The sequence below is a fragment of the Halomonas sp. FeN2 genome, from assembly GCF_020595105.1.
In the GTDB taxonomy this organism is placed as follows: domain Bacteria; phylum Pseudomonadota; class Gammaproteobacteria; order Pseudomonadales; family Halomonadaceae; genus Vreelandella; species Vreelandella neptunia.
The window spans coordinates 2977964-3002383 of record NZ_CP074200.1 but is presented as its reverse complement, the minus strand read 5'-3'; the positions used below and the strand labels follow the sequence as shown (position 1 = coordinate 3002383).

27 protein-coding genes are annotated in these 24420 nt (G+C 54.4%); 18 read left to right on the top strand and 9 right to left on the bottom strand.

Annotation, left to right across the window (positions count from 1 at the left end; all coding sequences use genetic code 11):
• Nucleotides 1-77: 77 nt before the first annotated feature.
• Complete coding sequence (locus KF947_RS13885) at nt 78-992, bottom strand: cation diffusion facilitator family transporter (protein ID WP_159340873.1); 915 nt, start codon at nt 990-992, stop codon at nt 78-80.
• Nucleotides 993-1196: 204 nt separating this feature from the next.
• Here KF947_RS13885 and KF947_RS13880 point away from each other — a divergent pair, with 204 nt between their 5' ends.
• Nucleotides 1197-2117 (top strand): bile acid:sodium symporter family protein, encoded by a 921-nt coding sequence (locus KF947_RS13880; protein ID WP_159340872.1) that lies wholly within the window; start codon nt 1197-1199, stop codon nt 2115-2117.
• Nucleotides 2118-2454: 337 nt separating this feature from the next.
• Here the strand turns inward: KF947_RS13880 and KF947_RS13875 are convergent, their stop codons facing one another.
• Nucleotides 2455-3177 (bottom strand): cytochrome c biogenesis CcdA family protein, encoded by a 723-nt coding sequence (locus tag KF947_RS13875; RefSeq protein ID WP_159340871.1) that lies wholly within the window; start codon nt 3175-3177, stop codon nt 2455-2457.
• Between the two features lie 247 nt (nt 3178-3424).
• Here KF947_RS13875 and KF947_RS13870 point away from each other — a divergent pair, with 247 nt between their 5' ends.
• From KF947_RS13870 to KF947_RS13830, 10 genes are all read left to right on the top strand, one after another.
• Nucleotides 3425-4060 carry a peroxiredoxin gene (locus KF947_RS13870; protein WP_159340870.1) on the top strand — a complete coding sequence of 212 codons (636 nt, stop codon included), beginning with the start codon at nt 3425-3427 and terminating at the stop codon, nt 4058-4060.
• An 80-nt stretch (nt 4061-4140) separates the two neighbouring features.
• Nucleotides 4141-4548, top strand: coding sequence for a heavy metal-responsive transcriptional regulator (locus KF947_RS13865; protein WP_035563017.1), 408 nt, complete (start codon nt 4141-4143; stop codon nt 4546-4548).
• 80 nt (nt 4549-4628) lie between these two features.
• Nucleotides 4629-7103, top strand: coding sequence for a heavy metal translocating P-type ATPase (locus KF947_RS13860; RefSeq protein ID WP_227404212.1), 2475 nt, complete (start codon nt 4629-4631; stop codon nt 7101-7103).
• A 33-nt stretch (nt 7104-7136) separates the two neighbouring features.
• Nucleotides 7137-7262 carry a hypothetical protein gene (locus KF947_RS22130; RefSeq protein WP_258955997.1) on the top strand — a complete coding sequence of 42 codons (126 nt, stop codon included), beginning with the start codon at nt 7137-7139 and terminating at the stop codon, nt 7260-7262.
• A gap of 65 nt (nt 7263-7327) precedes the next feature.
• Complete coding sequence (dsbG, locus tag KF947_RS13855; RefSeq protein ID WP_022522190.1) at nt 7328-8158, top strand: thiol:disulfide interchange protein DsbG; 831 nt, start codon at nt 7328-7330, stop codon at nt 8156-8158.
• A gap of 61 nt (nt 8159-8219) precedes the next feature.
• Complete coding sequence (locus KF947_RS13850) at nt 8220-8897, top strand: TVP38/TMEM64 family protein (RefSeq protein ID WP_227404211.1); 678 nt, start codon at nt 8220-8222, stop codon at nt 8895-8897.
• 90 nt (nt 8898-8987) lie between these two features.
• Entirely contained in the window at nt 8988-9515 is a 528-nt protein-coding gene (locus KF947_RS13845) for a DsbE family thiol:disulfide interchange protein (RefSeq protein ID WP_053856991.1), read from the top strand.
• A gap of 68 nt (nt 9516-9583) precedes the next feature.
• Complete coding sequence (lgt, locus tag KF947_RS13840; protein ID WP_035563007.1) at nt 9584-10396, top strand: prolipoprotein diacylglyceryl transferase; 813 nt, start codon at nt 9584-9586, stop codon at nt 10394-10396.
• Complete coding sequence (locus KF947_RS13835; protein ID WP_022522186.1) at nt 10393-10935, top strand: protein-disulfide reductase DsbD domain-containing protein; 543 nt, start codon at nt 10393-10395, stop codon at nt 10933-10935. The genes lgt and KF947_RS13835 overlap by 4 nt, the downstream gene beginning before the upstream one ends.
• The gene (locus KF947_RS13830) at nt 10936-11670 is read left to right on the top strand and encodes a sulfite exporter TauE/SafE family protein (protein ID WP_113271216.1); all 735 of its coding nucleotides are present in this window, start codon (nt 10936-10938) and stop codon (nt 11668-11670) included.
• Here the strand turns inward: KF947_RS13830 and KF947_RS13825 are convergent.
• The gene (locus tag KF947_RS13825; protein ID WP_035563000.1) at nt 11667-12092 is read right to left on the bottom strand and encodes a MerR family transcriptional regulator; all 426 of its coding nucleotides are present in this window, start codon (nt 12090-12092) and stop codon (nt 11667-11669) included. The genes KF947_RS13830 and KF947_RS13825 overlap by 4 nt on opposite strands.
• 246 nt (nt 12093-12338) lie before the next feature.
• Here KF947_RS13825 and KF947_RS13820 point away from each other — a divergent pair, with 246 nt between their 5' ends.
• The 7 genes from KF947_RS13820 to KF947_RS13790 all read left to right on the top strand — a co-directional run bounded on the left by KF947_RS13820 (nt 12339) and on the right by KF947_RS13790 (nt 16188).
• Nucleotides 12339-12575 (top strand): hypothetical protein, encoded by a 237-nt coding sequence (locus KF947_RS13820; RefSeq protein ID WP_035562998.1) that lies wholly within the window; start codon nt 12339-12341, stop codon nt 12573-12575.
• Nucleotides 12576-12675: 100 nt separating this feature from the next.
• A complete protein-coding gene (locus KF947_RS13815) occupies nt 12676-13116 on the top strand; it encodes a DUF411 domain-containing protein (protein WP_227404210.1) in 441 nt (146 codons plus the stop codon).
• Nucleotides 13117-13130: 14 nt separating this feature from the next.
• Nucleotides 13131-13679 carry a TlpA family protein disulfide reductase gene (locus KF947_RS13810; protein ID WP_174788515.1) on the top strand — a complete coding sequence of 183 codons (549 nt, stop codon included), beginning with the start codon at nt 13131-13133 and terminating at the stop codon, nt 13677-13679.
• Nucleotides 13680-13691: 12 nt separating this feature from the next.
• Nucleotides 13692-14075, top strand: coding sequence for a hypothetical protein (locus KF947_RS13805; protein ID WP_159340867.1), 384 nt, complete (start codon nt 13692-13694; stop codon nt 14073-14075).
• A 16-nt stretch (nt 14076-14091) separates the two neighbouring features.
• Nucleotides 14092-14835, top strand: a complete 744-nt coding sequence (locus tag KF947_RS13800; protein ID WP_113271214.1) for a cytochrome c biogenesis CcdA family protein — start codon at nt 14092-14094, stop codon at nt 14833-14835.
• Between the two features lie 23 nt (nt 14836-14858).
• On the top strand, nt 14859-15725 hold the full coding sequence (locus KF947_RS13795; protein WP_159340866.1) for a WD40/YVTN/BNR-like repeat-containing protein: 867 nt from the start codon (nt 14859-14861) through the stop codon (nt 15723-15725).
• Nucleotides 15685-16188: a c-type cytochrome gene (locus KF947_RS13790; protein WP_227404209.1), complete on the top strand. Its 504-nt coding sequence runs from the start codon at nt 15685-15687 to the stop codon at nt 16186-16188. Before KF947_RS13795 ends, KF947_RS13790 begins: the two co-directional genes overlap by 41 nt.
• Before the next feature lie 733 nt (nt 16189-16921).
• Here KF947_RS13790 and egtD read toward each other — a convergent pair.
• Genes egtD through nuoK form a run of 6 tightly spaced genes read right to left on the bottom strand, consistent with a single transcriptional unit; the run spans nt 16922 to nt 24418 of the window.
• Complete coding sequence (gene egtD, locus KF947_RS13785) at nt 16922-17884, bottom strand: L-histidine N(alpha)-methyltransferase (protein WP_159340865.1); 963 nt, start codon at nt 17882-17884, stop codon at nt 16922-16924.
• A gap of 2 nt (nt 17885-17886) precedes the next feature.
• Entirely contained in the window at nt 17887-19194 is a 1308-nt protein-coding gene (egtB, locus tag KF947_RS13780) for an ergothioneine biosynthesis protein EgtB (RefSeq protein ID WP_159340864.1), read from the bottom strand.
• Between the two features lie 52 nt (nt 19195-19246).
• Nucleotides 19247-20656, bottom strand: coding sequence for an NADH-quinone oxidoreductase subunit N (locus tag KF947_RS13775; protein WP_159340863.1), 1410 nt, complete (start codon nt 20654-20656; stop codon nt 19247-19249).
• Nucleotides 20656-22125: a complex I subunit 4 family protein gene (locus KF947_RS13770; RefSeq protein ID WP_227406300.1), complete on the bottom strand. Its 1470-nt coding sequence runs from the start codon at nt 22123-22125 to the stop codon at nt 20656-20658. The genes KF947_RS13775 and KF947_RS13770 overlap by 1 nt, the downstream gene beginning before the upstream one ends.
• 14 nt (nt 22126-22139) lie before the next feature.
• Nucleotides 22140-24113: an NADH-quinone oxidoreductase subunit L gene (locus KF947_RS13765; RefSeq protein WP_159340862.1), complete on the bottom strand. Its 1974-nt coding sequence runs from the start codon at nt 24111-24113 to the stop codon at nt 22140-22142.
• A complete protein-coding gene (gene nuoK / locus KF947_RS13760; protein ID WP_035413666.1) occupies nt 24113-24418 on the bottom strand; it encodes an NADH-quinone oxidoreductase subunit NuoK in 306 nt (101 codons plus the stop codon). Before nuoK ends, KF947_RS13765 begins: the two co-directional genes overlap by 1 nt.
• Nucleotides 24419-24420 lie beyond the last annotated feature (2 nt).

Sequence of the window (24420 nt, the reverse complement as noted above, 5' to 3'; positions counted from 1 at the left end):
AGGGTGGAAAAATAAGCCAATCGCTATGGGAGTAAGTCGCTCGCTACCTACCTGAGCCGGGAGTCGGCCTCGGTCTGTCACTCGTGCCCATATAGATTGGCATTTTGATGCGCGTGATCACTATGCTCAAACTCTAGGCTGGAATGAGCAATACTGAAGCGCATTTTAAGCTGCTCCTTGATCTCTGCTTTGACGGATTCAAGCTGCTGCCAGCCGGTTTCTGTCAGAACCACGTGGCAGTCAAGGGCTGCCATGTTTTCCTGCATCTGCCATAGATGCACATGGTGAATATCCTGGACTCCCTCGATATTTCGGACGGTCTCAATGACTGCCTGCCCGTCAATGTCCGGTGGAGATCCCAGCATTAGCGTACGGATAGGGCCACCAATTTCAGAGAAGGCAAGGTAAAGAATATATAGCGCAATCCCTATCGTGATGGCGGGGTCTACCCAGCGCATGTCGTACAGTAAAATAAGCGAACCACCGATAATCACAGCGATGGAGGCAAACGCATCCGATAAGTTATGCAGAAAAAGGGCGCGGATATTGACACTCTCTTTTTGCATTGACCACGTGAGCACGGCGGTAAGGGCATCGACGACAAGCGCGACGCCACCAATAATCACGATCGTCCATCCCTCTATCTCAGGGGGATCGATCATCCGCATAGCGCCTTCGTAAATCAGGTAGACGCCGACAATAATGAGGGTGGTGTAGTTGATGAGTGCTGCCACTATCTCGATGCGGCCATAGCCAAAGGTCATGTGCGCATCGGCGGGCCGTCTGGCGATTTTACGAGCAGCAAAGGCAATGACTAACGCTGCCATGTCTGAAAAGTTATGTAATGCATCAGCGATCAGCGATAAGCTTCCCGCCATAATGCCACCGACGATTTGAGCGATGGTTAAGAGCCCATTGGCCCAAATGGAGATGCTGACGCGCCGGTCGCCAGAGGCAGGATCAATGTGGGGATGATCATGATGATGTCCCATCTGTTACCCTCTCACGAATTATCTGTTCTTGGTACTATAAAACCTCTAGCAACTAAAGCTTCAACCCTTGAGCATTGTCTATTTGCATCGCTGGATTGGGAAGAGCGTCCCTTGCTCCCAAGCAAGTCATGGCGTGCTGGGCCGAAGTGATCATGTTTTAGATACGGAGCTCAATCCACTTCAACCGGTAACGTCCAATCCACCATGAGTAGATTCATTTATTTTGTCGAGGCGCACCTTGTCTGGTTTGTGATGTTCGTCGCGGGGGTAGGCTTACTCTTTCCGGCCACCGGAATAATACTTGAGTTCGCGATTGGGCCATTACTGGCATTACTGATGTTGATCATCAGCCTCACATTCGATGCGCATGCAGTGCGCATCGTGTTCCGTAAGCCGTCACGGCAGTTGTTGGCATTGGGGCTGGTCTATGGGCCGATGTCGATTGCCGGGTGGCTGACGGGCCGTCTATTTTTTGGAAGCGGCCCGCTGGCTGCTGGCCAAACTTTGCTCGGCACTCTGCCGACGGATGTGTCCTCTCCTCTTTTGGCACTAATGGCGAAAGGCAATGTGGCGCTTGCCGCTGTTTTCAACGCAGTCAATACCGCGTTATGCCCGTTTATTGTGCCCTTCCTGTTTTTATGGCTCACCGGCCTCCAGTTAGACGTACCGCTTGGATCAATTATTCTTGAATTAACACTGATCGTGCTTGTCCCTACCGTGATTGGGGTCACCTTGCGGACAAAGTTTTCGGCTTTCTTTGCACGGCATGATTCAGCGTATGCAGGGATAGGGTCAATTCTGTATCTGCTGATCCTACTCGCCGTGGTCGGGCCGAATGCCTCCACGATCATTGGCTATGGTTGGTATGCGTTTGTGATTGCGGGGGCGGCCCTGTGCCTCAATTTGATTGGATACCTGGTAGGTATGTCCTCACGGTTACTCACCTCCGATCGCAAAGAGGTGATTACCTATCTTTTCACGGTCAGTAAAAAGGAATTCAGCATTGCCGCAGCGTTTGTCGCTGCTTCCGGTTTGCCATCAGAAATCGCGATTCCAGCCGCTTTTTTTGCCGTGATTCAAATGATCACTTCGCCCATCGCAGCGAAGATTCTCGCCCGCCACTGAAGGTTGGCAGTATCGGTTCTCCGTCAGAAAAGGAGACTATTGATAGGCTTCTGCTTAATGATCAGAGTTCCGTCTGGGGATGTACACAAAATTCGTGAAGCCGAGATTATCGACGAGTTCGTTGGGCTGCTTTCGGTGAGACCAGAGGCAAAATCGGTTGTGGACTATCCCTTGCCAGGCCGCTGCATGACAGTTCTAGACGCGATTACTTGGGCAAAATGTAGAGCGGAGGATGCTAGCCAGCTTCTCGAGCTTGGCTCAGAAGCTCTTACTATGTTCACAGTTTTCAACTGTTTGAGTAGGTCAACACTTCGCAGAACTTTATCGAATGGCTAGGCTACCCCAGTGTCGCCAGGGAAGGAAAAAGGTCGACCATGATACTGGAAAGCCGCGTCATGCTACCTGAGACGATGGCGATACCCATCAGAATCACAACCGTGCCCGCGACGGGGCGAGCATAGGCGCTCCACCTTCCTAGGCTTTTCCGGTGCAGAGCGAATCGGTTAATCAGTAAAGTGCTGGCAAGAAAAGGCAGCGCTAGGCCAGCCGAGTAGGCACTGAGATAAATCATTCCAGACTGGGCACTAGCAGCGTTAGACGTGGCCATCAGAATAGCGCCCAGTATAGGACCGATACACGGTGTCCAACCGATGGCGAAAGATACCCCGAATACAGTCGCCGACAAAGGGGAGCCACCCTGGACACTGGGAGTGAACTGAAGGGTACGCTGGAAAAGCGGCAACCGGAACACGCCGGTCATGAAGAGGCCCAGCACGATCACCGCTGAGCCGGCAACCCAGTTGAATTCTTGGCGATACCCTCGCATCAGTTGCCCGATACTACTGGCGCCGAGCCCGAGTAGGATGAACACGATGCTGAAGCCGAAGACGAAGAAGGCACTGAGGGTCAATGCCTCTAACCGCCTGTCGGCTTTACCGGCACTACCACCTGTGACCACCGAGAGGTAGGCCGGTAACAGGGGCAGCGTGCAGGGCGAAAAGAAGGAGACCAATCCGCCGATAAAGGCACCGACCAAGCCGATGGAAGAGAGAGATTCCAATGTGTTATCGCAACTTAAGTTATGGAGACAGACAACAAGGGTATTGATACCAATCCCATGGTGCTACCTCATATCATGTCCATTTTAGCGCCATAATAATTTTAAGGCTTACAGCTGCTTTAAGGTCAACCTTTATTGGCAAATTATTTGTCTCCTACCGAACTGCAAATATTACACATCACGCTTGACCTTAAAGTTGACTTCAAAGTTATGGTGGCCACTCAATGAATGACATGAGGACATTTCCATGACGCTACAACTGGGCGAGACAGCACCAAACTTCACGATCGAATCTACGCAAGGTACGGTCAACTTTCACCAATGGCTTGACGACAGCTGGGCGGTGCTGTTCTCGCACCCCGCTGATTTTACGCCAGTATGCACCACAGAACTGGGCGCGTTTGCCAAGCGAAAGCTCGAATTCACCCAGCGGGGAGCCAAGCTGGTTGGGGTTTCGGTGGATCCACTTAGCTCTCACCACGACTGGGCGAGGGATATTGAACAGACTCAGGGCGCAGCTCTGAACTACCCCTTGCTGGCTGACGAAGATCAGGTGGTGGCGAAGCTGTATGGAATGATTCACCCGAAAGCCGATCCTAAACTGACGGTGCGTACGGTCTTCATCATCGATTCTGACAAGAAAATTCGTCTCACTTTGACGTATCCGCCCAGCACTGGACGTAATGTCGACGAGATACTGCGTGTTCTTGATTCGCTGCAGTTAACCGACAAACACAAAGTGGCCACGCCCGTTAACTGGCAAAACGGTGACGATGTCATCATCTCGCCATCGCTATCAAATGATGACGCCAAGCAACACTTTCCCGAAGGTTGGAACACTAAGACGCCCTACCTTAGGGTCGTGCGCCAACCGAATCAATAGGAGCCTCGGCCGGTGTAGGAGGCATATCAACTGAGTCAGGTTATTGGACGTTCAGACTAGCAATGTCGTGAGGTAACGTCATGCAAACACTAAGTATCGGCGAGCTTGCCGAACGAAGTGGAGTCGCTAGCCAGGCGATTCGATTCTACGAAAAAGAGAAACTTATGCCTCCTCCGAGGAGGACCGATGCCAACTATCGGCGTTACCCATTAGAAGCCGTGGATCGGTTGCAGTTTATCGTTCATGCCAAGCAGTGGGGCTTCACGCTACAAGAGATTCGGGAGCTGTTAATGCTTCAGGATGCTAATGGCGACCGGGCACAAGCTAAACGCATCGCCGGCGAGAAGCTGCATAAAGTGCGCGAGCAGATCAAACACCTCACGCGGATTGAAGCCGTATTATCGAAAACATTGAGTGAGTGTGCAGGCGAAGGGCCTATGCAGGAAGGCTGCCCGATTGTTGAAGCTATCGCTGAGCAGACTGAATGATTGGGCATTTTCTCGACAGCGAACATGGGAATCAAGTTTGCCTATCGGGTCGTCGATAAATTAACAGGGAGATCGTCATTATGACGCAACACGTCGACATCGAGATTCGTGGTATGTCCTGTGCTTCCTGTGTTGGGCGTGTGGAGCGTGCACTCAGCCAGCAGCCAGGAGTGATCAACGCTCAAGTAAACCTCGCCACACAGAAGGCGGCTATCCAGGTCGAAGCAGGTACCGCAACCGCTAACCTACTCAATGCCATTGAAACGGCGGGCTATCAACCGGTGGTAGAAAGCCTCGACATACCCGTCACCGGCATGAGTTGCGGATCTTGTGTCTCTCGGATTGAGCGAACGCTAACGAAGCTGCCCGGCATAGTGGAGGTGAGTGTTAACCTCGCCACCCAGAAAGCCTTCGTTCGTTTCCTGCCGGGAGTCGTTTCTCTACCGCGTATTCAGCATGCCATCCGCGAGGCAGGCTATGAACCACAGGATACCGATACGCCGCCACCGACGGACAGCGAGGACCGGGAGAGAGCTGAGCTTCGCCGCCGAGTCGTGCTCGCGGCAATATTCACGATTCCGGTGGTCATTATCGCCATGGGGAAAATGATTCCCGCTTTTGACACGCTGTTAACAAGTCTAATGCCGCATCGCGCCTGGATGGGCGTCGAGTGGTTATTGGCGACACCGGTGCAGTTTTATGCAGGTGCACGCTTCTATCGTGCCGGCTTCGCCGAACTCCGGCATTTTAATCCGGGCATGAACAGCCTCGTCATGATCGGCTCGAGCGCTGCCTACTTCTATTCAGTCGCCGCCTTGCTGGCGCCCGCGCTCTTCCCCGTCGGAACAGCCGTGAGCTATTTCGAAGCGGCAGCGGTCATTGTGACGCTAATTCTGCTCGGTCGCTATTTTGAACACATTGCCAAAGGTCGCACTTCCGAGGCGATCAAGAAGCTTCTGCAATTACAGGCGAAAACTGCCCGTGTCATCCGCGAGGATGAAACCGTCGAGCTGCCTATCGACGCCGTCGTCACGGGCGATCGTATTTTGGTTCGCCCAGGGGAGCGTGTTCCAGTCGATGGCATCGTTGAGGAGGGTCACTCCTACATTGATGAGTCGATGATCAGCGGTGAGCCAGTGCCGGTCGTCAAACAGAAGGGTTCCGAAGTCGTCGGTGGCACTATCAACAAGAACGGTGCACTTACCTTTCGGGCCACGCGAGTCGGTGCCGACACCGTCTTGTCGCAGATCGTCAAGATGGTGGAAACGGCCCAAGCGGAGAAGCCCCCCATTCAGCAATTAGCCGACAAGGTTGCTGGTGTGTTTGTTCCTGTGGTCATCGTTATTGCCGCGATTACCTTTGCACTCTGGTTCGCTTTCGGACCGGCGCCGTCTTTGTCCTTTGCCTTCGTCACTACCGTTAGCGTGCTGCTAATTGCCTGCCCCTGTGCGATGGGTCTGGCCACCCCAACGGCCATCATGGTCAGTACCGGGAAAGGGGCCGAGATGGGAGTGCTATTTCGTAAAGGGGCGGCGCTTGAGACGCTGGCCAAGATGAATACGGTGGTACTGGACAAGACCGGCACTTTGACCCAAGGGCGCCCCGAACTGACCGACTTCGAAGCGATCAACGGCCATGAAAACGAAGTGCTGCGACTGGTCGCGGCGGTGGAAGCTCAAAGCGAGCACCCCATCGCCGAGGCTATTGTACAGGGCGCCAAGGCCCGTGGGCTGGAATTACCCCCGGTCAGTCGCTTTAGTGCCGAGCCTGGCTACGGCATTGAAGCCGAGGTCGACGGCCACTTGGTGCAAGTAGGAGCTGATCGTTACATGCGTCGGCTGGAAATCAACCTCGGCCAGGCAGAAACACGCGCCAAGGTGTTGGCCGAGAACGCCAAGAGCCCACTCTATGCCGCGGTAGACGGTCAGCTTGCTGCAGTCATCGCGGTGGCGGATCCCCTTAAAGAAGGCTCTGCCGAGGCTATCGCAGCACTCAAAGCGCAAGGGCTGGACGTGGCCATGCTCACCGGCGATAACCGTGCTACTGCCGATGCTATCGCACGGCAGGTTGGCATCCAGCAGGTTCTCGCCGAGGTGCTGCCCGACCAGAAAGCGGCAGAGATCCGGCGTCTCCAAGCGGAGGGCAAGCGTGTCGCTTTTGTGGGAGATGGAATCAATGATGCTCCCGCGTTAGCGCAGGCCGACGTGGGCATTGCGATCGGCACTGGTACCGATATCGCCATCGAGTCTGGCGATGTGGTGCTGATGAGTGGCGATTTGCGAGGCATCGTCAATGCCACAGCGCTCTCCAAGCGTACCCACCGGACCATTATCGGCAATTTCGTTTGGGCCTATGGCTACAACGTAGCACTAATCCCCGTAGCGGCGGGCGTGCTCTATCCGTTCATCGGCGTATTGCTCAGCCCCATGCTGGCGGCGGCGGCCATGAGCATTTCCAGTGTTTTTGTGCTGACTAACTCGTTGCGGCTACGCCGTTTCACATCGGATACCGGCAATGCCACACCACGTCCAAACGATGCTGTTCATCGCGCCTAAACCAAACAATGTCGTGTTAACGAGGAATTCAAAATGATGGGAAGTGAAAGCTGCATGTGGGGTATGGCAGGGATGGGCCTAATAGCGATCTTGTTGATTATTGCGCTGGGGCTTGGTGTTGCTGCGCTCATCAAATACCTGTTTTTTAATAAGAAGTGATGAAGCTGGCAACCGAATACAATCGTCCCCCTTGGGTAGATCAGAAACTAATAAAGAGAGCATCCATGAGATATATCCTACCTATCACTTATTGCCTAGCTGCTGCAGGTCTGTTAGGTCTTATAACGTTGCCTGCGTTGGCGCAGGAAGCAAGTACTGATGCCACTGAGAGTCGTCAGGCCAGCAGTGCCACGAATACTGAGTCTCCCTTGCCCAAATCGATTACCGCATTGGTGGATCAAGGGTTCACCTTCCATGGCAGCTTCGAAGCGCCTGACGGTCTCCAAGGCTATGCCTTGTCTTATGATAATGAGCCTATGGCAGCTTATATCTCCTCCTCTTCCGACTACGCCGTCATTGGTACGTTAATCGACCCGCAGGGCAATGCCGTTATGGAAAGCCAGCTTCAGGCTCTGGTGCTGGACCCCATGCTGGAAGCTACCTGGAGTGCGTTTGAAAACACTCGTTTTATCTCGGAGGGGAATGATGATGCTTCGCATATTGTGTACACACTAACAGACCCCAACTGCCCCTACTGCAATGCACTCTGGAAAAATTCGCGCCCGCTCATTGAGCAAGGCGTGTTACAGCTTCGTCACGTGCTGGTCGGCGTGCTATCAGAGGACAGTCTTCGCAAAGCTGCTGCAATCCTTGAATCCGACAATCCGGCCAGTGCTCTCGAAACTCATGAACTGGAATTTCGCAATGGCGGCATAAGGCCGGTGGAGCCGTCGGAGGAGAGTCAAGCGCTTCTTAGAAATCACGCCCAGATCATGCGTGAGGCCGGTGCTACGGGAACGCCGACCAGCTACTACCGTGATGAAGCCGGGAAAGTTCAGCGTATCAATGGCGCAGTGTCGACCGACCAGTTTCGCGAAATATTGGGCGTTGAATGATACACCATAACGGTACAGGGCTGAGATGCGAGTCTCCCCAATCACGACCACTGAGATGCACATGGCAACCAAGCTTAGCGTAAAGCAAACGCTCTTTTTGGGGCTCACTCTATTGATGGGCTTGGCGGCCCTTTATTGGATTCTGATGGAGACCGGCGCCTTGTCGGTCTTGACCGACAAGCAGGCCTTGCGTGAGTGGCTTGATAGGCTGGGCGTCTGGGGGCCGTTGGCCATCATCTTTATGATGATGGCGGCCATTGTCATGAGCCCGATTCCCAGTGGCCCAATTGCGATGGTGGCTGGTGCGCTTTACGGCCCAGTTTGGGGGACGATCTATGTCGTTATCGGTGCCGAAGCCGGTGCTCTGCTCGCTTTCTGCATTGCTCGTTTGCTCGGCTATGAAGTGATGCAACGCTGGCCGCGTACGCGGCCCATCTTCAACTGGCTGGGAAAGGAGCGCTCTCAGACAGGCTTGATGCTCATCGTTTTTGCATCCCGATTGGTGCCCTTCCTTTCGTTTGATGCCGTCAGCTATGCGGCAGGTATCACCCCCCTGTCCTTCTGGCGCTTTTTGATCGCCACACTGGCCGGCGTGATCCCCACGGCATATCTAATTGTCATGTTCGGCGAAGTGCTGATTACGGCCGACTCCCGTGGTCTCACAATCGCGCTGATTCTCATCAGTGGCATTACATTGCTGCCGCTGCTGGCGAAACGCTTATGGGCTCGACAGCCATGACCGATAGCAACCGAGTGCTCTAAATCAACTTTCGTAAGCATTAACAATGCTCAGCAGGCATTTACCCGCTACTACCTGTGAGACGTACACGTGAAATTTCGGACATTGCTATTTTTACCCCTATTGGGCTTTTTTGGTTTGAGCTTTTTCTTTTATCAGGGCTTATCAATGGATCCTAGCGCCAGAGATTCACCCTTGTTAGCTCAGCCGTTTCCGCCATTCAGCCTGACAACGCTGGAAGACCCCTCAAGGCTCGTTGATGAATCTCTTTTTAAAGGAAAGGTGACATTAGTCAATGTGTGGGGAGAGTGGTGTCCGACTTGCAAACATGAAATGCCGCAGTTATTGGATTTAGCCGCGCGAGGCGTCCGCTTGGTTGGGATCAACTACAAGGATACCCAGGCAAAGGGGCTCGAGTTTCTTGACGAGTTCGGGAACCCTTTTGAAGTCAACATCTTTGATCCAGAGGGTAACCTAGGTTTTGAGCTAGGTGTGTATGGCGCCCCAGAAAGCTATCTGGTCGATACCGAAGGCACTATTCGTTACAAACATACAGGTTACATAACGTCTGAAGATGTTGAGCGAGTCATCCAAGAAGTCGAGAAGTGGAAACGATAAAACGGTTATGAAAACGCATTATTTTTTTATTAATGACTCCATCTGTAACGCTAAGTTAAGGAAGGTATATGTTGCAATACCCTCAAATTGATCCGATCGCCATCGCCATAGGCCCTCTTCAGATCCACTGGTATGGCTTAATGTATGTCATCGGGCTAGTCGCTGCTTGGTGGTTGGGTCGGCGTCGCGCCCACCGACTCGGCCTAAGCCACGATGATATGGGCGACCTGATCTTCTACGGCGCCATCGGCATCATCGTTGGCGGCCGTCTTGGCTATGCGCTGTTTTACGGGCTCGAACAACTGCAAGCAAACCCCCTTTGGTTATTAAAAATCTGGGAAGGAGGCATGAGCTTTCATGGCGGCCTTGCCGGTGTATTAGTGGCTGCCTGGCTGTTTGCTCGCAAACATCAACTGGCTTTTATTCAACTGACTGACTTCATTGCTCCGTTAGTCCCGATCGGCCTGGGAGCGGGTCGCCTCGGTAACTTCATCAATCACGAGTTACCGGGAAGAGTTAGTGATGTACCTTGGGCAATGGTGTTTCCATCCATGATGGAGCTGGGCCCAGAGCCACGCCATCCTTCGGCTCTCTACGAGTTTGCCCTTGAAGGTGTCGTGTTGTTTGCCGTGCTGTGGTGGCTATCGCGCCGACCGCGTCAGCGAGGCCTCATCTCTGGGTTGTTCCTGCTTCTGTACGGAGCCTTTCGCTTCATCGTGGAGTTCGTGCGCCTCCCAGACCCTCAGTTGGGATTCATCGCTTTTGGCTGGTTGACCATGGGGCAGCTGTTGACACTACCGATGCTCATAGCGGGTTTTGCTCTGGTCGCTTGGTCCAGACGTCAGCCAGTGGATAAGCCAAAGGCGGCGTTAAACTCATGAAACAAGTCTTCGCTTTTCTAATGGTGGCACTCTTTATAGTCACACCGGTAGCGGCACGTGAAGAGATATTTGGGGTTGGTGACAAAAGCTCCCCTTTTAACCGTTCGACGCAACGTGACTTTCTACCGGCTACAGAAGCCTTCCGAACCACCGCTTGGCGAGACGATGATCGGGTTTATGTCGGTTTCACCGTCGCCGAAGACTATTACCTTCATCGGCATCAGTTTGCGATTGAGAGTCTCTCTCGAAGTATCAATTTCGGAGAGCTGGCTTTGCCACCTGGTGAGCCAATGTCGCACGCATCTTTGGGGGACATTAATGTTTTCTACAATCAGGTGTTGGTGAGTGCGCCCATCGAGGCGAGCGAGACCGTGATCGGACCGTTGGCCGTCGTGGTGACCTTTCAGGGCTGTTCCGATCAAGGACTTTGCTATCCACCCGAACAGGTCGAACTTATCTCACCGTACGGCTCCCCTCCGGCGACCTTCGCCACCAGCCCCTCCCTTGGTACGGCGGATAGCACCAAAGGCGCTCCTTAAATGAATCCCGCCGACCTGAGCCTGCCGCCGCTGGCGGCGGCCTTCGTCTTCGGCTTGCTGGGAGGCGCGCACTGTATCGGCATGTGTGGCGGCATCATGAGTGCCCTGACCTTTGCTGTGCCCCCCAGCATGCGACAACCTAGCCGTTTAGCAGCTCTGTTGCTCGGCTATAATTTAGGCCGTATCAGCAGCTACATGATCGCGGGTGCCTTGGTGGCCCTGCTCGGTTCCGTGCTCAACCATGCATTGGACAGCTTCGCCCTGGTATTGCGTATCCTGGCGGCGGTCATGTTGATACTGATGGCGCTTTATATCGCCAACTGGTGGAAGGGCTTGCTACGTATCGAGGCACTAGGGCGCGTTCTGTGGCGCCGCATCGAACCAATAGGACGTCGCTTGATGCCTGTTGTAAAAGTGCCCCAAGCGTTCGCACTTGGCTCGCTATGGGGCTGGATGCCTTGTGGGCTAATCTATTCGATGCTGGCCTGGAGTCTGGCCGTAGCCGAGCCATTGCGTGCCGCCGCGATGATGGGGGCCTTCGGGCTCGGCACCCTGCCTGCCGTCCTAGCGACCGGTGTGGCAGCGCGCCGCGTCTCAATATGGATACGTAGTCCTGCGACTCGTACGCTAGCAGCGCTGCTAATTATTGCGTTTGCCGTCTGGCAACTCTGGTATTTGGAATCCATGATAGGGATGGTGGATACGCACGGTGCCATGACCCCATCGCAACATTAATGATGACCTCGCTTATCATTAATCTCGACGTCTGATTTTCTAGATCCAAGCGATTCGATGAGCTCCTTCAGGCTGAAACTTTCAGTCATCTTGTCTTGATTCATATTATCTATCCAGCGCGCTATCACCTGGAACTCTTGAGCCCGCAAGTAAAGACGTCCCCTTTGAGTGGCGAGTGGTACTGGTTCAATAAACTCTGCAGTGCCTTGATCCGCCCAAGATAATATTTGCTTGATCTCTGGAAGACTAACACCCAGCGAACGCAGGCAATCGATAAAACGTAGGCGCCCCAAGGACTCTGCATCGTAGAGTTGATAACCGTTGCGCGGGTCGCGGTGCGGTTGCAATAACCCTTCCCTTGTATAGTGGCGTACCGTTTCTGCCGTTACTCCTCCCGTCTGAGCCAGCTCTGAGACTCGCATTGGCTTATCCTCATTCGTTTATTCGTAGCCAGCTTACAACCGTTAGGCTGCCCAAAGGTCAAGTCTTCAGCTGAGCGCTCATGACAAACATTTAGGTTGTATAACGAAATTTAAAATGAGGCCTTGACCTTAAAGTCTGCTTTAAGGATATCTTAAAAAAGCACTTCTGCCACAGGATAAAAAACCGTAATCAAGTCCTACCACCAGCGCGTTTGGCAGAGTGACTCACACACAGAGGAGAGTGTCATGCGTAAACGTAATACTGCGATCCTGTTTACTGCCATTGTTGCTGCCAGCAGCTTCGGAGCTAGCTCGCTTCTTGCCCAAGAAGAGAATCAACAGAAGCCGATGGAGGGCAACGCCATGCATAGCAATATGATGCAAGCAGGGGGTATGCACGACATGATGGGCGATATGAAGTCCATGATGGAAAAATGTAACGCCATGATGGAAAACATGCAGCATGAGAACGACGACGCTTAAAGCGGCTCGGATAGGGTTGCTTGTACGCAAGCAACCTTTTCATCATGCGGATAGCGTCGCTTGGACCTTCCTCTCTGATATCTAACCGGACACACAACATATGAAACATTGGAAAGCGCTTGCCGTTACGTCTTTGCTGGCTTTTCCCGTATCGGGATTGGCGGCTGATATATCAGCGACTCTCTACAAAAATCCCAATTGCGGGTGTTGTGCCGAATATGCCAAGTATTTGGAACAAAACGGCTTCGACGTGGAGACGATCGACACCCATGATCTTGTTAAAATGAAAGCCGAGTATAACGTCCCTGAAGAACTGCAGGGCTGCCATACCACGGTCGTAGGGGACTATCTCTTCGAAGGGCATGTGCCTGTTGAGAGCGTGACCCAAGTGCTTGATGAAAAGCCCTCTATCATAGGGCTGAGTGTGCCGGGAATGCCGCTTGGCTCACCGGGCATGTCGGGAGAAAAGCGTGGCCCGTTGGAAGTCTATGCCATCGCCTCGCAACCGACTGAGAGCCCCGACATTTACGCGACTCACTAAAGGATAGTGCGGCGATGAAACTCCCCATCCTGGCAGGATATCTCGTAGCTGTATTTCTGATGACTGCCACATCCCTTGCCATGGCCACCCCGTCAGAAAGCTCAGGGCCACAGGGGTTTCTTCTCTGGGCTACCCCCAACGACGTGGCACAAATCAGCTTCGAGGATAGCGACGGTACCCCTTTCACGTTGGCTGACTTTGAAGGAAAGCTGATTCTACTAAACATCTGGGCAACATGGTGCGGGCCTTGCCGAGAGGAAATGCCCACTTTAGATGCCCTGCAAGATGAGCTTGGCAGCGATGATTTTGAGGTGGTCGCCTTATCGATCGACCGTAAGGGGGTCGAGATTGTTAATGAATTCTATCAAGAGATAGGCATTGAACATCTGGCTCCCTATATAGATAAAACCGGAATGGCTAGCGCAGATCTTGGGGCCGTAGGTATTCCCACGACGCTTCTACTTGACCGCCAAGGCAAAGAAATTGGGCGCCTCGTGGGGGAAGCCGAGTGGAACACTCAAGACATGATCGACTTTCTTGCCGAAATGATTGCAACCAGATAATGAGGTAGCACCATGAGTTGTTGTGACGACAAAACCCAACAGAACAAACAAAAATCGGGGCTACAAGGCCGGTTGACAGGGCAACGCGGCCTGATGTTGCTGGGTGGCGTGGCAGTGGCTGGCGGCCTTGCTTTTGGCTGGGATAACCTGGTTTTGCTGGGCATCGCGCCTATACTATTGAGCCTATTGCCATGTCTCATTATGTGCGGATTAGGCCTATGCATGATGAAGTGCAAAGACAAAAAAGGTGAAGCGACCGAGCAAAGCGACGCTACCAATGTTCAGGCTCGGGTAGAAGACGCTTCAGAAGTGCATGCCGGAACAGCGCCTACCACTCGCCAACTAGTCGATCAAAGCGAGTCAATCAAGCAGTCCTCATCAAAATTCCAAGCCTAGCCATGGGTAAAGGGTAATGCTTGAAGTAGCCAATATAGGACTGGTCACTGCCTTTCTGGCAGGCCTGATCTCGTTCATTTCGCCCTGTGTTTTGCCACTTGTGCCTGGCTATCTTTCTTTCATGACCGGCCGCTCGCTCGGACAATTACAGGAAGCGGATAGACGAGAACGTCTGCGGGTGTTAACCCAGTCGATATGGTTCGTGCTCGGTTTTTCAACCGTTTTTTTGTTGCTGGGAGCCAGCTCCACTGCCATTGGTCGTCTGCTGCTGGTGTATCGCCAAGAAGCAAACCTAGTCGGTGGCCTTATCGTCGTCCTGTTTGGCGCCTTCATGACCGGGCTCATGCCATGGCGCTGGTTTCATCAAGAATGGCGGTTTATGGGTCGACTGAAGGACGTCGGTGGAACCCGCAGTGCAGCTTACTTACTTGGTTTAGCGTTTGCATTTGGCTGGACCCCCTGCATTGGCCCAATTCTGGGTGCCATTCTTACCGTCAGCGCCTCCACGGCCAACGCCTGGAGCGGGATGGCGTTGCTCGGCGTTTATTCTTTGGGTCTGGGCGTGCCCTTCATGCTAAGTGCCCTTTCACTTGATCGCTTCATAAAGCACCAGCAGTTCTTGCGCCGCTGGGGGCGCTTTATACATATCGCGGCTGGATTGATCATGATTCTGATGGGTAGCTTAATGATCACTGGCAAACTATCCGAGCTGTCATATTGGTTATTGCGCACTTTCCCTGCCCTCGGTGTTATCGGTTAATGGTTATTTAAGGAAATATTGAAATGTACAACATCAAGAGTCGTTTTTTACGTGTCTTCTTGCTGGCAGGTTTGGTCGCAGTCAGCCTTGGCAGCACCAGTACGGCCTTGGCAACCGAAGAAGGGTTGCTTTCATTGCATTATGACGTAACAGGCAAACGCCTGTTTAAGATTGAGGCCAACCAGCTATTTCAGCGTACCGACGAAGGCATGGCTTGGAATGCGATTCCCTTGCCCGAAGACGTGACTGAAGGCCAGTTGCTAGCGGTATCGGTTCCCTATACTGACTCGCAAACGCTCTATATTGCAGGCACCTCAATTGGGGTGCAGCGTAGCACCGACAATGGAGAAACCTGGCAAGAGCTCAGCGCTAACCTACCTAGCCGGGAGGTGACTGCGCTAACCGTGCATCGCCGCCAGGACGAAACACTTTATGCGGTGATTGCCGAAAACGGCATCTACCAAAGCGAGGATGCTGGCAACACCTGGAAGAAAATGGACAGCGGCCCTTCACAAAAGGTTAACCGACTCGTTCACTCGGACATGGAAGGCAGCATGCAGACCGGCTGGCTTTACGCGGTATCTGACGATGCGGTGCGTCTATCGATGGACTGCTTTTGCGGCTGGAGACCGACCGGAGAACTTGATGCTGGCAGCGTCTATGATGTGGCATATAGCCTTGACAACCCAAAGCGAGTCTATGTGGCTACTCAGCAGGGCCTATGGCGTAGCGAAACGGGTGGACAAGAGTGGCAACAAGTAACTGGTGACGGCACAGTGCTCGTTGCGCTCACCCTCTCTCCCAAAGGCACGCTCTATGGTTTAAATCAGAAAGGGGAGCTTTTGCACAGTGAAGACGAAGGCCAATCCTGGGCTTATCCCGATGCGTAAGCGCTGGTTTTTCATTGCCTCATGGCTGACGTTAAATATTGCAGGGCACGCCATGGCTGAGGACCGCCCTTCTTCAAGTGATGCGTCTCGGTTGGAAGACGGAAAAAAAGTTTACCGACAATACTGTGCCAGTTGCCACGGTATACAAGGCGAAGGCATGCCCAATTGGGAAGGGCAAAATGCTCTAGGTGAGTTGCCAGCTCCACCGCATGGGCCAGAGGGCCATACCTGGAAACACTCTGATGCCATGCTCTACCGAATTATTGCTGAAGGTTGGCGCGACCCCTGGAATAAAACTGATAGGCTAACAATGCCAGCGTACCAGGAGATTTTGGCTCCCACCGAGATCCGCGATGTGGTGAATTATCTCAAGACCTTATGGACGCAAGAGCAAAGGCGTCACCAAGCAGACGAAAGCGAGCAAGCTCCATTCCCTGAGTCATCTGTAGCAACGCCCGAATAATGGCACATATGAGGCTGTTGTTCTCTTCATATTTACAATTCAGCCTATGTCACGCCAGCTAACCAAAGCCCCTGTCATGCACTTTTTTTACGGTGGTGCGTTGCTTTCGAAAGACTTACATCATGCGCTTCAGTTCACCTTAATTGCTGGTGATACGCAGCGTTAAGGTCACCCCTTGGTCATTACGATTGGAGAAGTTAAAGCCATGATTGCCCGAAAAGGCGGTCTAGCCACCTCTCATCTTCAGAGACAGCACCCCTTTTCATTTCTAATGGAATTGCCAACACCCGGTACCCCTATGCCGATTTTAAAAAGGACGGGAAGCGCATGCCCTGAATGCAGCGGGGTTGCCCATAAGGTACTCATCTGCTACAGGCGGTCTTTGGTGCCGAAGTCACAAACCTTCTGCCTTAGGCGCAGTTAGTAAATGTCAGTAATGATGCTTGGTTCGGCAGATCGCTCCGCCCTCACCAGCTCTTTCAGCGGGAACGCATGCGTGCCATCAAACCGACCGAGACCTGCTAAGTGCCACGACCACCGGCATCACTGCAGCTATCTGCTACGAAGGAATGGTCCTTAAGCGCGCCCCTCAATTCAAGGTGGCTACCCTCAGCGCCGAAGTGACATCGCGAACTGGCGCGACCCCTTATGTGTGCTTCCGGGATTGGCCTGTTCTTGGCCTTCCCTATCAGCGCTTAATGTGGAGTTGTAGTGGTCGCGCTATCAGTGTCCCCTAGGCACGCGTCAGGTAGTGGACGCTAAACAAGCTATTCGCATCGGTCCAGGACGAGAGCGCCTCAAATCCCGCACGACCCGCCAACGCCTGAAACCCCTCGACCGTATATTTATACGAGTTTTCAGTGTGGATTGTCTCGCCTTCCAGAAAACTGAAACGCTCCCCTTCAATAGTGACGACTTGAGATAACTGACTGACCAGATGCATCTCAATACGAGAGTGTGCTTCGTTGAAGAATGCCTGATGGACAAAATTGGCGGGATCGATTTTAGCGTGCAGCTCATGCCGTAGTCGTTCCAATAGATTTAGGTTGAATGCTGCCGTCACACCAGCTGCATCGTTGTAGGCGGCTTCAAGGGTCGGCTTATCCTTAACCAAGTCGACTCCTACCAACAATCCGCTGCCGGTGGGTAACAAAGAATGCAGCCCGCAAAGAAAATCTTCAGCGGCTTGGGGGTCGAAATTACCGATACTTGAACCAGGAAAAAAACCGACCGGTCTTTCGCAGCATAGCCCGTCCGGTAAGGCCATATTGCAACAGAAATCGGCACAGGCGGCATGAACTTCAAGCCATGGGTAATCCGCTGCTAGTCGTCGTGTACTGTCGAGCAGAAAATCCCGCGAGATGTCGATTCCCAGGTAACTGCTAGGACGCATGGCTTCCAGTAGAAGTCGTACCTTACGGCTCGCCCCGCTGCCAAGCTCGATCAACGTCGCTTCATGCCCGGCTATCTCGGCTATATCATCGGCGGCCTCCGCGAGGATCGCCTCCTCGGTCCGTGTCGGGTAGTATTCTGGCTGCTCACAAATTTGATCAAATAACTCAGAACCACGCTGATCATAAAAGAACTTTGGCGAGGCGAACTTTTGATCGGCTCTGAATCCCGTCAGTATCTCATCGCGAAGCGATGTTGAGGCTGGGGTCGGGTGCAAGTCGTGGAATTGTACGGCCAGGCTCATGATTAGCTCTCCTTAGCAAGACGGAATCCGGAAAAAGCCCAACGGGCATGAGGTGGGAAAAAATTACGATAGGTCGTGCGGATATGGTCTTCCGGGGTGGCACAACAGCCACCTCGAAGCACCATCTGCCCCGACATAAACTTGCCGTTGTATTCACCTAAGCTGCCCGGCAACTTGCGAAACCCTGGATAGGGCCGATAGGCGCTTCCGGTCCACTCCCAAACATCACCGAACATCTGCCTCGGCCCCTCGCTGGAGCCGACCGGGGCAGCCGCGACCGGCTGAAGATGGCCTTTTTCGACGAAGTTGCCCTGCAGGGGGACATGTTGAGCCACCGCCTCCCACTCGGCCTCAGTAGGTAGGCGTGCACCGGCCCATTGGGCAAAGGCATCGGCCTCGTAGAAGCTGACATGGCAAACCGGCGCATTCACGTCCACTGGCACCAGCCCGCCTAACGTATAGTGATGCCAGATGCCATCCCGCTCGACCCAGTAAAGTGGCGCCTTCCAGCCTTCCGCCTTGACCGTGGCCCAGCCATCCGACAGCCAATAGTCAGGTTTGTCGTATCCCCCCGCCTGCATGAACGTGAGAAATTCACCATTGGTAACCGGACGGTCAGCGATCTGGAAAGCCTCAATGAATTGACGATGACGCCCCATTTCGTTGTCGTAGGCAAAACGGCTATCGTCGGCATCATGACCTATCTGCCGCACTCCGGCTGGATAAGCGTGCCAACCGAGTTCACCGACCTCATGGGCGGGTGCCGACACAAGATCACCTCGATAGACTGGGCAGAGCGGGTTCTGGGCCAGGATATGCTTGATGTCCATGAACAGCAGTTCCTGATGTTGCTGCTCGTGAGGCAACCCAAGCTCCAGACGATGGAGTATCTCCTGCAGGTGTTCTTGCGGAGGGTCGTTGAGCAATTCTTCCATGGCCTGATTAATATGCGCGCGATAGCGATAGACGTCATCCACTGTGGGGCGCGAAATCATGCCGCGCTCAGGACGAGGAAACGGCGTACCGTGGGTCTCATAGTAAGAGTTGAAAAGGTAATCGTATGCGGGGTCGAGGGTCAGGTAGCTGGGGTGAAACGGCTTGAGGATGAAGGCTTCGAAGAACCAACTAACATGAGCAATGTGCCATTTGGGGGGACTGACGTCTGGCATGCTCTGCACCATGTAGTCTTCCTTATACAGAGGCTCACATATTGCCTCGGTAGCGGCACGGACCCGCTGGTACGCACGCAGCCACTCCTTGGTATGAATGCTATCGATTGTTTCGATAGTTAAATCTTGAATAGGTGACATAAATAACTCCCTCTAAGTATTACTCCGTTTAGCTAGATTCGGCAGGCCAGGCCTAACGCACAAAGCCTATCGAATCCGTGAACTCCATTAGCATTTCTGCACCAAGCCCACCGACAATCAACAGCAAGCCAGACACGATCATGGTGGTTCGTGCCCACTGGCCCACCAGTACATGCACAGTGGGTCGGGTATCGCTAAACATCATCCGCGCCACGATGCGCAGGTAATAGAACAGCGAGACAACGGTGTTGGCGGCAGCCACGAATGCCAGCCAAGCGTATCCCCCCTCGATCGTGACGCTGAACAACATGAGCTTGCCAAAAAAACCGATCAGCGGCGGGATACCCACTAAAGAAAGTAGCGAAGCGATTAATATCGTTGTGGCAATAGGGGCTTGTCTGGCTAGCCCCTGATAGCTCTCCAGTGCGGTGCGCCCTCTCAGATAGGTGACCACAGCGAAAGCCGCCAAGTTAGCAATGGCGTAGCTGGCCAAAAAGAACACCAGCGCCGGTAGGGCCTGGTCGCTTGTTCCCATTACCACGATCGCCATCAAGGCATAGCCGGACTGGGAAACCGATGACCAACCCAGCAGGCGCCGTACATCTGTCTGTCGAAGGGCAGCCACGTTACCCAGCGTCATGGTCGTGACCGAGATCAGAGCCACGATCGCTCGCCAGGCGACATCCGGCGGCATTAATGACACGAAACGGGCCAATGCGACGGCAGCGCCAATCTTGGGAATTACGGTCAAGAAGGCTGCCACCGGTGCCGGGGAACCTTGGGCTACATCCGGCATCCAGGCGTGGGCCGGAAAAGCCGCCAGCTTGAAGGACAAGCCCAGTATGATAGAGGCAGTGGCGATGGTTAGCGCCAGGCTGTCGTGACCCACGGAAAGTCCTTGTGCGATTTCTGGATAGCCTGTGTTACCAGTCAGGCCGAACAACACGACAACGCCTATCGCCAGTAAAGTGTTGGTCAAGGCTCCCATCAGAAAATACTTCATGCCAGCTTCCAGGGCGGGTGCCCAGGTGCGGTGATAGGCAGCCAGCGGATAGCTGGCCACCGACGACAGCAACACACCGACGACCAGTTCCATGGTGTCACTGGCTGACGCCATCATGATCACACCCAACAACGCGAACAACATCAATGCGTAATACTCGGCATGGCGGCGATCGGTCTGCATCCACTCAGGGGACATGGCAATAACCAGCGCGCCGGCAATCAACACGACTAGTTTGCTGGAGAGTGCCATGCCGTCCAGGGCCCACACACCCGAGAACGTCAGCCGCGGCGGTCCATCCCACTGAGTAAAGGTCAACCCAATACAAAGCCCAATCGTGAGCAACGCCAGTACAGCCGCCCAGACATGCTGATGTTGTCGGGCGAAAGCCGCGAACAATACGATAATCACAGCACCGAGCGTCAGGCTGATTTCCGGCAACACATCACCAATAGGCATCAGCGGGCTCCTACCAACAGCGTTGCTGAAGCCTCTATGAGGGTCAGCAGGAACTGCGGCGCAATACCGATGATCACGAAGCTTGCCGACAGCACCCCGAGCACACCCCACTCAGCTGGGCGCAGATCGTCAAACTTCGCCCATCGCTGCGGCATCGCCCCGAAGAACAGTTTTTGCAGCATCTGCAGAAACAACGCTGCCGTGATCAGAATGCCCAGCACACCAATGACAGCGAGCCAAGGGTAGACGGCAAAGGTGCCGGCAAAGATATGGAACTCCGCCACGAAGCCGGCCAGACCAGGAAGCCCCAGGCTGGCAAACGAGGCGAGTATGGCGAACGTTGCCAATAGCGGTGCCTGTCGGAGCAGCCCACCATAGCTATCCAAATCGTATTCCTCGGTGCGCTGCCAGAACGAGCCGCAGATCAGAAACAGCGCCCCGGTAATCAGTCCGTGTGCCACCATCTCTACCGTGGCCCCTATCAGTGCCATCTCGCGGGCATATACCGCATCCTGGAACAAGGCGCCAGCCACGGCGATCCCTAGCACCGTGTAGCCCATATGATTGATAGAGGTATAGGCAATGCGTCGTTTCAAATTTCCCTGGCCAAATGCCACGAGGGCACCATAGAGAATAGAAACCACAGCAAAGAGAGCGATAATCAGAGCGTAGCGGGCAAAGGTCTCCCCCATCATTGAGTACGGAATCCTCAGAATCCCGTAGGTGCCCATCTTGAGCAGCACCCCGGCGAGAACTGCCGAGGCCGGTCCGGGAGCGTCGACATGCGCTTGGGGCAACCAGGTATGCACGGGCACGATGGGAGCCTTGATGGCGAAGCCGAGCATGAGGGCGAGAAATATCAGGCCAGCAGACACACCCGCTCCCGCCAATGGCTGCTGCTCGATCAGCACTCGCATGTCAAAGGTGTGTGGCTCGACTGATAGATAAAGCCCGATGAATGCCAGCAACAACAGTAGCGAACCACAGAAAGTGTAAAGAAAGAACTTGAATGCTGAATGCTGGGCCTGACCGTGCCCCCAGCGGCCGATCAGGAAAAACATCCCCACCAGGCTCAGGTCGAAAAAGACATAGAAGAGCAGCAGGTCCAACGCGAGGAAGACGCCAAGCGACACGGACTGCAGAAAGAGCATCCAAGCGTAGTACTGCCGAGGCTGGTTCTGCGTGTTAATGGGATAGGCAATACTGGCAGCGAAGACCAAGGCACTCATCGTCGCGATAGCCAGCGCGATGCCGTCTACGCCTAGCCGGTATGCCATGCCCAGGCTGGGTACCCAAGGCACCTCTTCGACAAATTGAAATAGTGCGCCTTGGGTATCGAACTGCAGCCAAGCCCAGGCCAGCAGTAATACAGGTAATAGGGAAACCCCCACAGCAAACAGGCGAGCCGTGGTCTCTGTCCAACGGCGTGAAACGGCGAGTACGAGAGCCCCCAGCATGGGGAGGCCCAAGGTTGCGGTGAGAATCAAAGGAGTGCTCCTATGCCCAAGATTATAAAAATTACGGCGAACCCTGCCGCGATACCGGTGTAGTAATGATGCGTCTGTCCGGTATGGACCTGCCGCGCTACTTGGCCCGCCCAGTCAATGCCTCTCGCTAGTAGGCTCGTTGCGCCATCGAATGCCCCTTCGCCACGTCGATCACTGACCTTGGCCAGCCACACGCCAAAACGGGCGCTGGTGCGGATGCCAGCATCTACAGCTCGATCGTCGAAGCGTGCCAGACCATGGCTGAAGGATATCGCAGCGCTTACTCCGCGGCCCCGTAATCCAGTATCCACTACGCGATCATCGAAACGTGCCAAGCCATGGCTGAACCTCATGAAGGTAGCAATCCCCCGCTCTGCCAGAGCTGGTAGGCCAAACCAGTTCGCCATAGCAGCATGCGTCTCGCTCTGTCGGCTCTGATTCGACCCCTCACAGCGCACCGCCCAAAACCCAGCGCCAATGCCTAGCGTCACCAGCAGTAGCGACAGGATCAGTTCCCACAGTTTGGTTTGGGGAAGCTGGATCGATAGCAGGTTAGCAAGATCGTTTCCCACACCGGGCCACCAGAGCAGAGATAGCACTAGCGTGCCTGCCGAAAGCAGGTAGAGCGAGCCGGCCTCAACCGAGGAGTGCCCTGGCTGTGATGGGGCCGTTTTCGTGGGGCCATGCAGACCTTGTCCAAATGCGAGCAACTGAAAGCGTGTTGCATACAACGCGCTGAGCCCACCAGCGATGGCGGCGATCACGGCCAGCCAGGACGCCTGATGACCAGCAGCAGTGATGATCTCCTCCTTGCTCCAGGATGCCCCCAGCGGGATAACCCCTGCCAGCGCCAGACTGGCGACCATGGTCGCCACTGCAATCCCCGGAAGCAGTCGCCCAAGGCGCATCGTATTTAGCGAGTAGCTGCCGGCATGACGTTCGGCAATGCCGGCAGCTAGGAACAAAGCCGCTTTCGTGAAGGCGTGTGTGACGAAGTGCACCAGGGCGACACCGGGAAAGCCTGCCCCAACCGCTAACCACATCAAGCCATACTGAGCGGATGTCGAGGCGGCCAGCAGCTTCTTGGCATGCCTTTGCAGATAGGCCACGACGCCCCCTGCCAGGGCGGTGGCCAAGCCTAACGTGATGGCAACCGGCCCAAACCAGGCAACGGCAGCCATCTCCGCATGCAGCCGAATCACCAGATAGATACCTGCGGCGACCATGGTCGCCGCGTGGAGCAATGCCGACACCGGTGTTGGCCCGGACATGGCGGCAAACAACCATGGCGAGAAGGGAATCTGGGCGGACTTGGCCGCTGCAGCCAACACGGCGCCGGCAACAAACACATCCAGTAGCCACCCATCGAGTTGGGACAGGTCAGCAAAGGCAAACGAGCCAGTGCCGGCAAACGCTGCCGCCGCTGCAATGTACAGCCCCAGATCCCCGAAGCGAGTGACCAGGAACGCCCAGGCGGCATCCCGCAGGTTGTCGGCCTCTTGCCACTCGTGGGCAATCAGTGCCCATGAACAGGCCCCGACCAGCTCCCAGGCGATCAGCAGGGTTACCAGATCCTCAGCCAGCACGAGAAGCTCCATCGCCCCGACAAATGCCGTCAGCAGAGCGACCAACCTGACGGGTGGACGCGTTGGCACGCCCTCACTGAGGGGCTCAGACTCATGGTAGGCGCTATAGGCTATGATCAGTGTAGCGATCAGTGGCACGACGATGGCAAATACAGCGCTCGCTGGTGTCATCCCAACCGACAGGACGATCCGTGAGCTCCAGCGATAGGCACCACCCCAGTCCCCCATGAGCGCCACACTCGCGAGCAGCAGGGTAACGACAGCGACTGCCGCCCCCATCAGGCCCAACACGGCTCGACCACTATCCCTAGCGGACAAGCGCTTGCCAAGCCAATACATCCCGGGGGCGGCAAGCATTGGGAAAAGAGGAACAAACCACAACATCAGTGCTTCAACCCGGTCAGTGACTCGGTCATGTCGGCCTGCTTACCGCGGAAGACGGCTACTACCAAGGCAAATCCCATGGCCATCTCAATGGCCATCACCGCCATAACAATGATCGTTAGCAGTTGCCCTTCTGGCGCCCCAGCCCCGCTAAAGGCCCAGAACGCCACCGCGGCGAGCATGACGCCATTGAGGATCAGTTCTAGTCCCATCATCAGCATCACGAACGATTGCTGGGAAAGCGCACCATAGATCCCGATACCAATCAGTGCCGCTGCCAATAGCAAAAGTGTGGTTAGTGTCATGC

Coding starts and splice junctions, on each gene's coding strand:
- KF947_RS13885 (WP_159340873.1), bottom strand. CDS start 992: ATGGGACATCATCATGATCATCCCCACATTGATCCTGCCTCTGGCGAC.
- KF947_RS13880 (WP_159340872.1), top strand. CDS start 1,197: ATGAGTAGATTCATTTATTTTGTCGAGGCGCACCTTGTCTGGTTTGTG.
- KF947_RS13870 (WP_159340870.1), top strand. CDS start 3,425: ATGACGCTACAACTGGGCGAGACAGCACCAAACTTCACGATCGAATCT.
- KF947_RS13865 (WP_035563017.1), top strand. CDS start 4,141: ATGCAAACACTAAGTATCGGCGAGCTTGCCGAACGAAGTGGAGTCGCT.
- KF947_RS13860 (WP_227404212.1), top strand. CDS start 4,629: ATGACGCAACACGTCGACATCGAGATTCGTGGTATGTCCTGTGCTTCC.
- KF947_RS22130 (WP_258955997.1), top strand. CDS start 7,137: ATGATGGGAAGTGAAAGCTGCATGTGGGGTATGGCAGGGATGGGCCTA.
- dsbG (WP_022522190.1), top strand. CDS start 7,328: ATGAGATATATCCTACCTATCACTTATTGCCTAGCTGCTGCAGGTCTG.
- KF947_RS13850 (WP_227404211.1), top strand. CDS start 8,220: ATGGCAACCAAGCTTAGCGTAAAGCAAACGCTCTTTTTGGGGCTCACT.
- lgt (WP_035563007.1), top strand. CDS start 9,584: ATGTTGCAATACCCTCAAATTGATCCGATCGCCATCGCCATAGGCCCT.
- KF947_RS13835 (WP_022522186.1), top strand. CDS start 10,393: ATGAAACAAGTCTTCGCTTTTCTAATGGTGGCACTCTTTATAGTCACA.
- KF947_RS13830 (WP_113271216.1), top strand. CDS start 10,936: ATGAATCCCGCCGACCTGAGCCTGCCGCCGCTGGCGGCGGCCTTCGTC.
- KF947_RS13825 (WP_035563000.1), bottom strand. CDS start 12,092: ATGCGAGTCTCAGAGCTGGCTCAGACGGGAGGAGTAACGGCAGAAACG.
- KF947_RS13820 (WP_035562998.1), top strand. CDS start 12,339: ATGCGTAAACGTAATACTGCGATCCTGTTTACTGCCATTGTTGCTGCC.
- KF947_RS13815 (WP_227404210.1), top strand. CDS start 12,676: ATGAAACATTGGAAAGCGCTTGCCGTTACGTCTTTGCTGGCTTTTCCC.
- KF947_RS13810 (WP_174788515.1), top strand. CDS start 13,131: ATGAAACTCCCCATCCTGGCAGGATATCTCGTAGCTGTATTTCTGATG.
- KF947_RS13805 (WP_159340867.1), top strand. CDS start 13,692: ATGAGTTGTTGTGACGACAAAACCCAACAGAACAAACAAAAATCGGGG.
- KF947_RS13800 (WP_113271214.1), top strand. CDS start 14,092: ATGCTTGAAGTAGCCAATATAGGACTGGTCACTGCCTTTCTGGCAGGC.
- KF947_RS13795 (WP_159340866.1), top strand. CDS start 14,859: ATGTACAACATCAAGAGTCGTTTTTTACGTGTCTTCTTGCTGGCAGGT.
- egtD (WP_159340865.1), bottom strand. CDS start 17,884: ATGAGCCTGGCCGTACAATTCCACGACTTGCACCCGACCCCAGCCTCA.
- egtB (WP_159340864.1), bottom strand. CDS start 19,194: ATGTCACCTATTCAAGATTTAACTATCGAAACAATCGATAGCATTCAT.
- KF947_RS13775 (WP_159340863.1), bottom strand. CDS start 20,656: ATGCCTATTGGTGATGTGTTGCCGGAAATCAGCCTGACGCTCGGTGCT.
- KF947_RS13765 (WP_159340862.1), bottom strand. CDS start 24,113: ATGTTGTGGTTTGTTCCTCTTTTCCCAATGCTTGCCGCCCCCGGGATG.
- nuoK (WP_035413666.1), bottom strand. CDS start 24,418: ATGACACTAACCACACTTTTGCTATTGGCAGCGGCACTGATTGGTATC.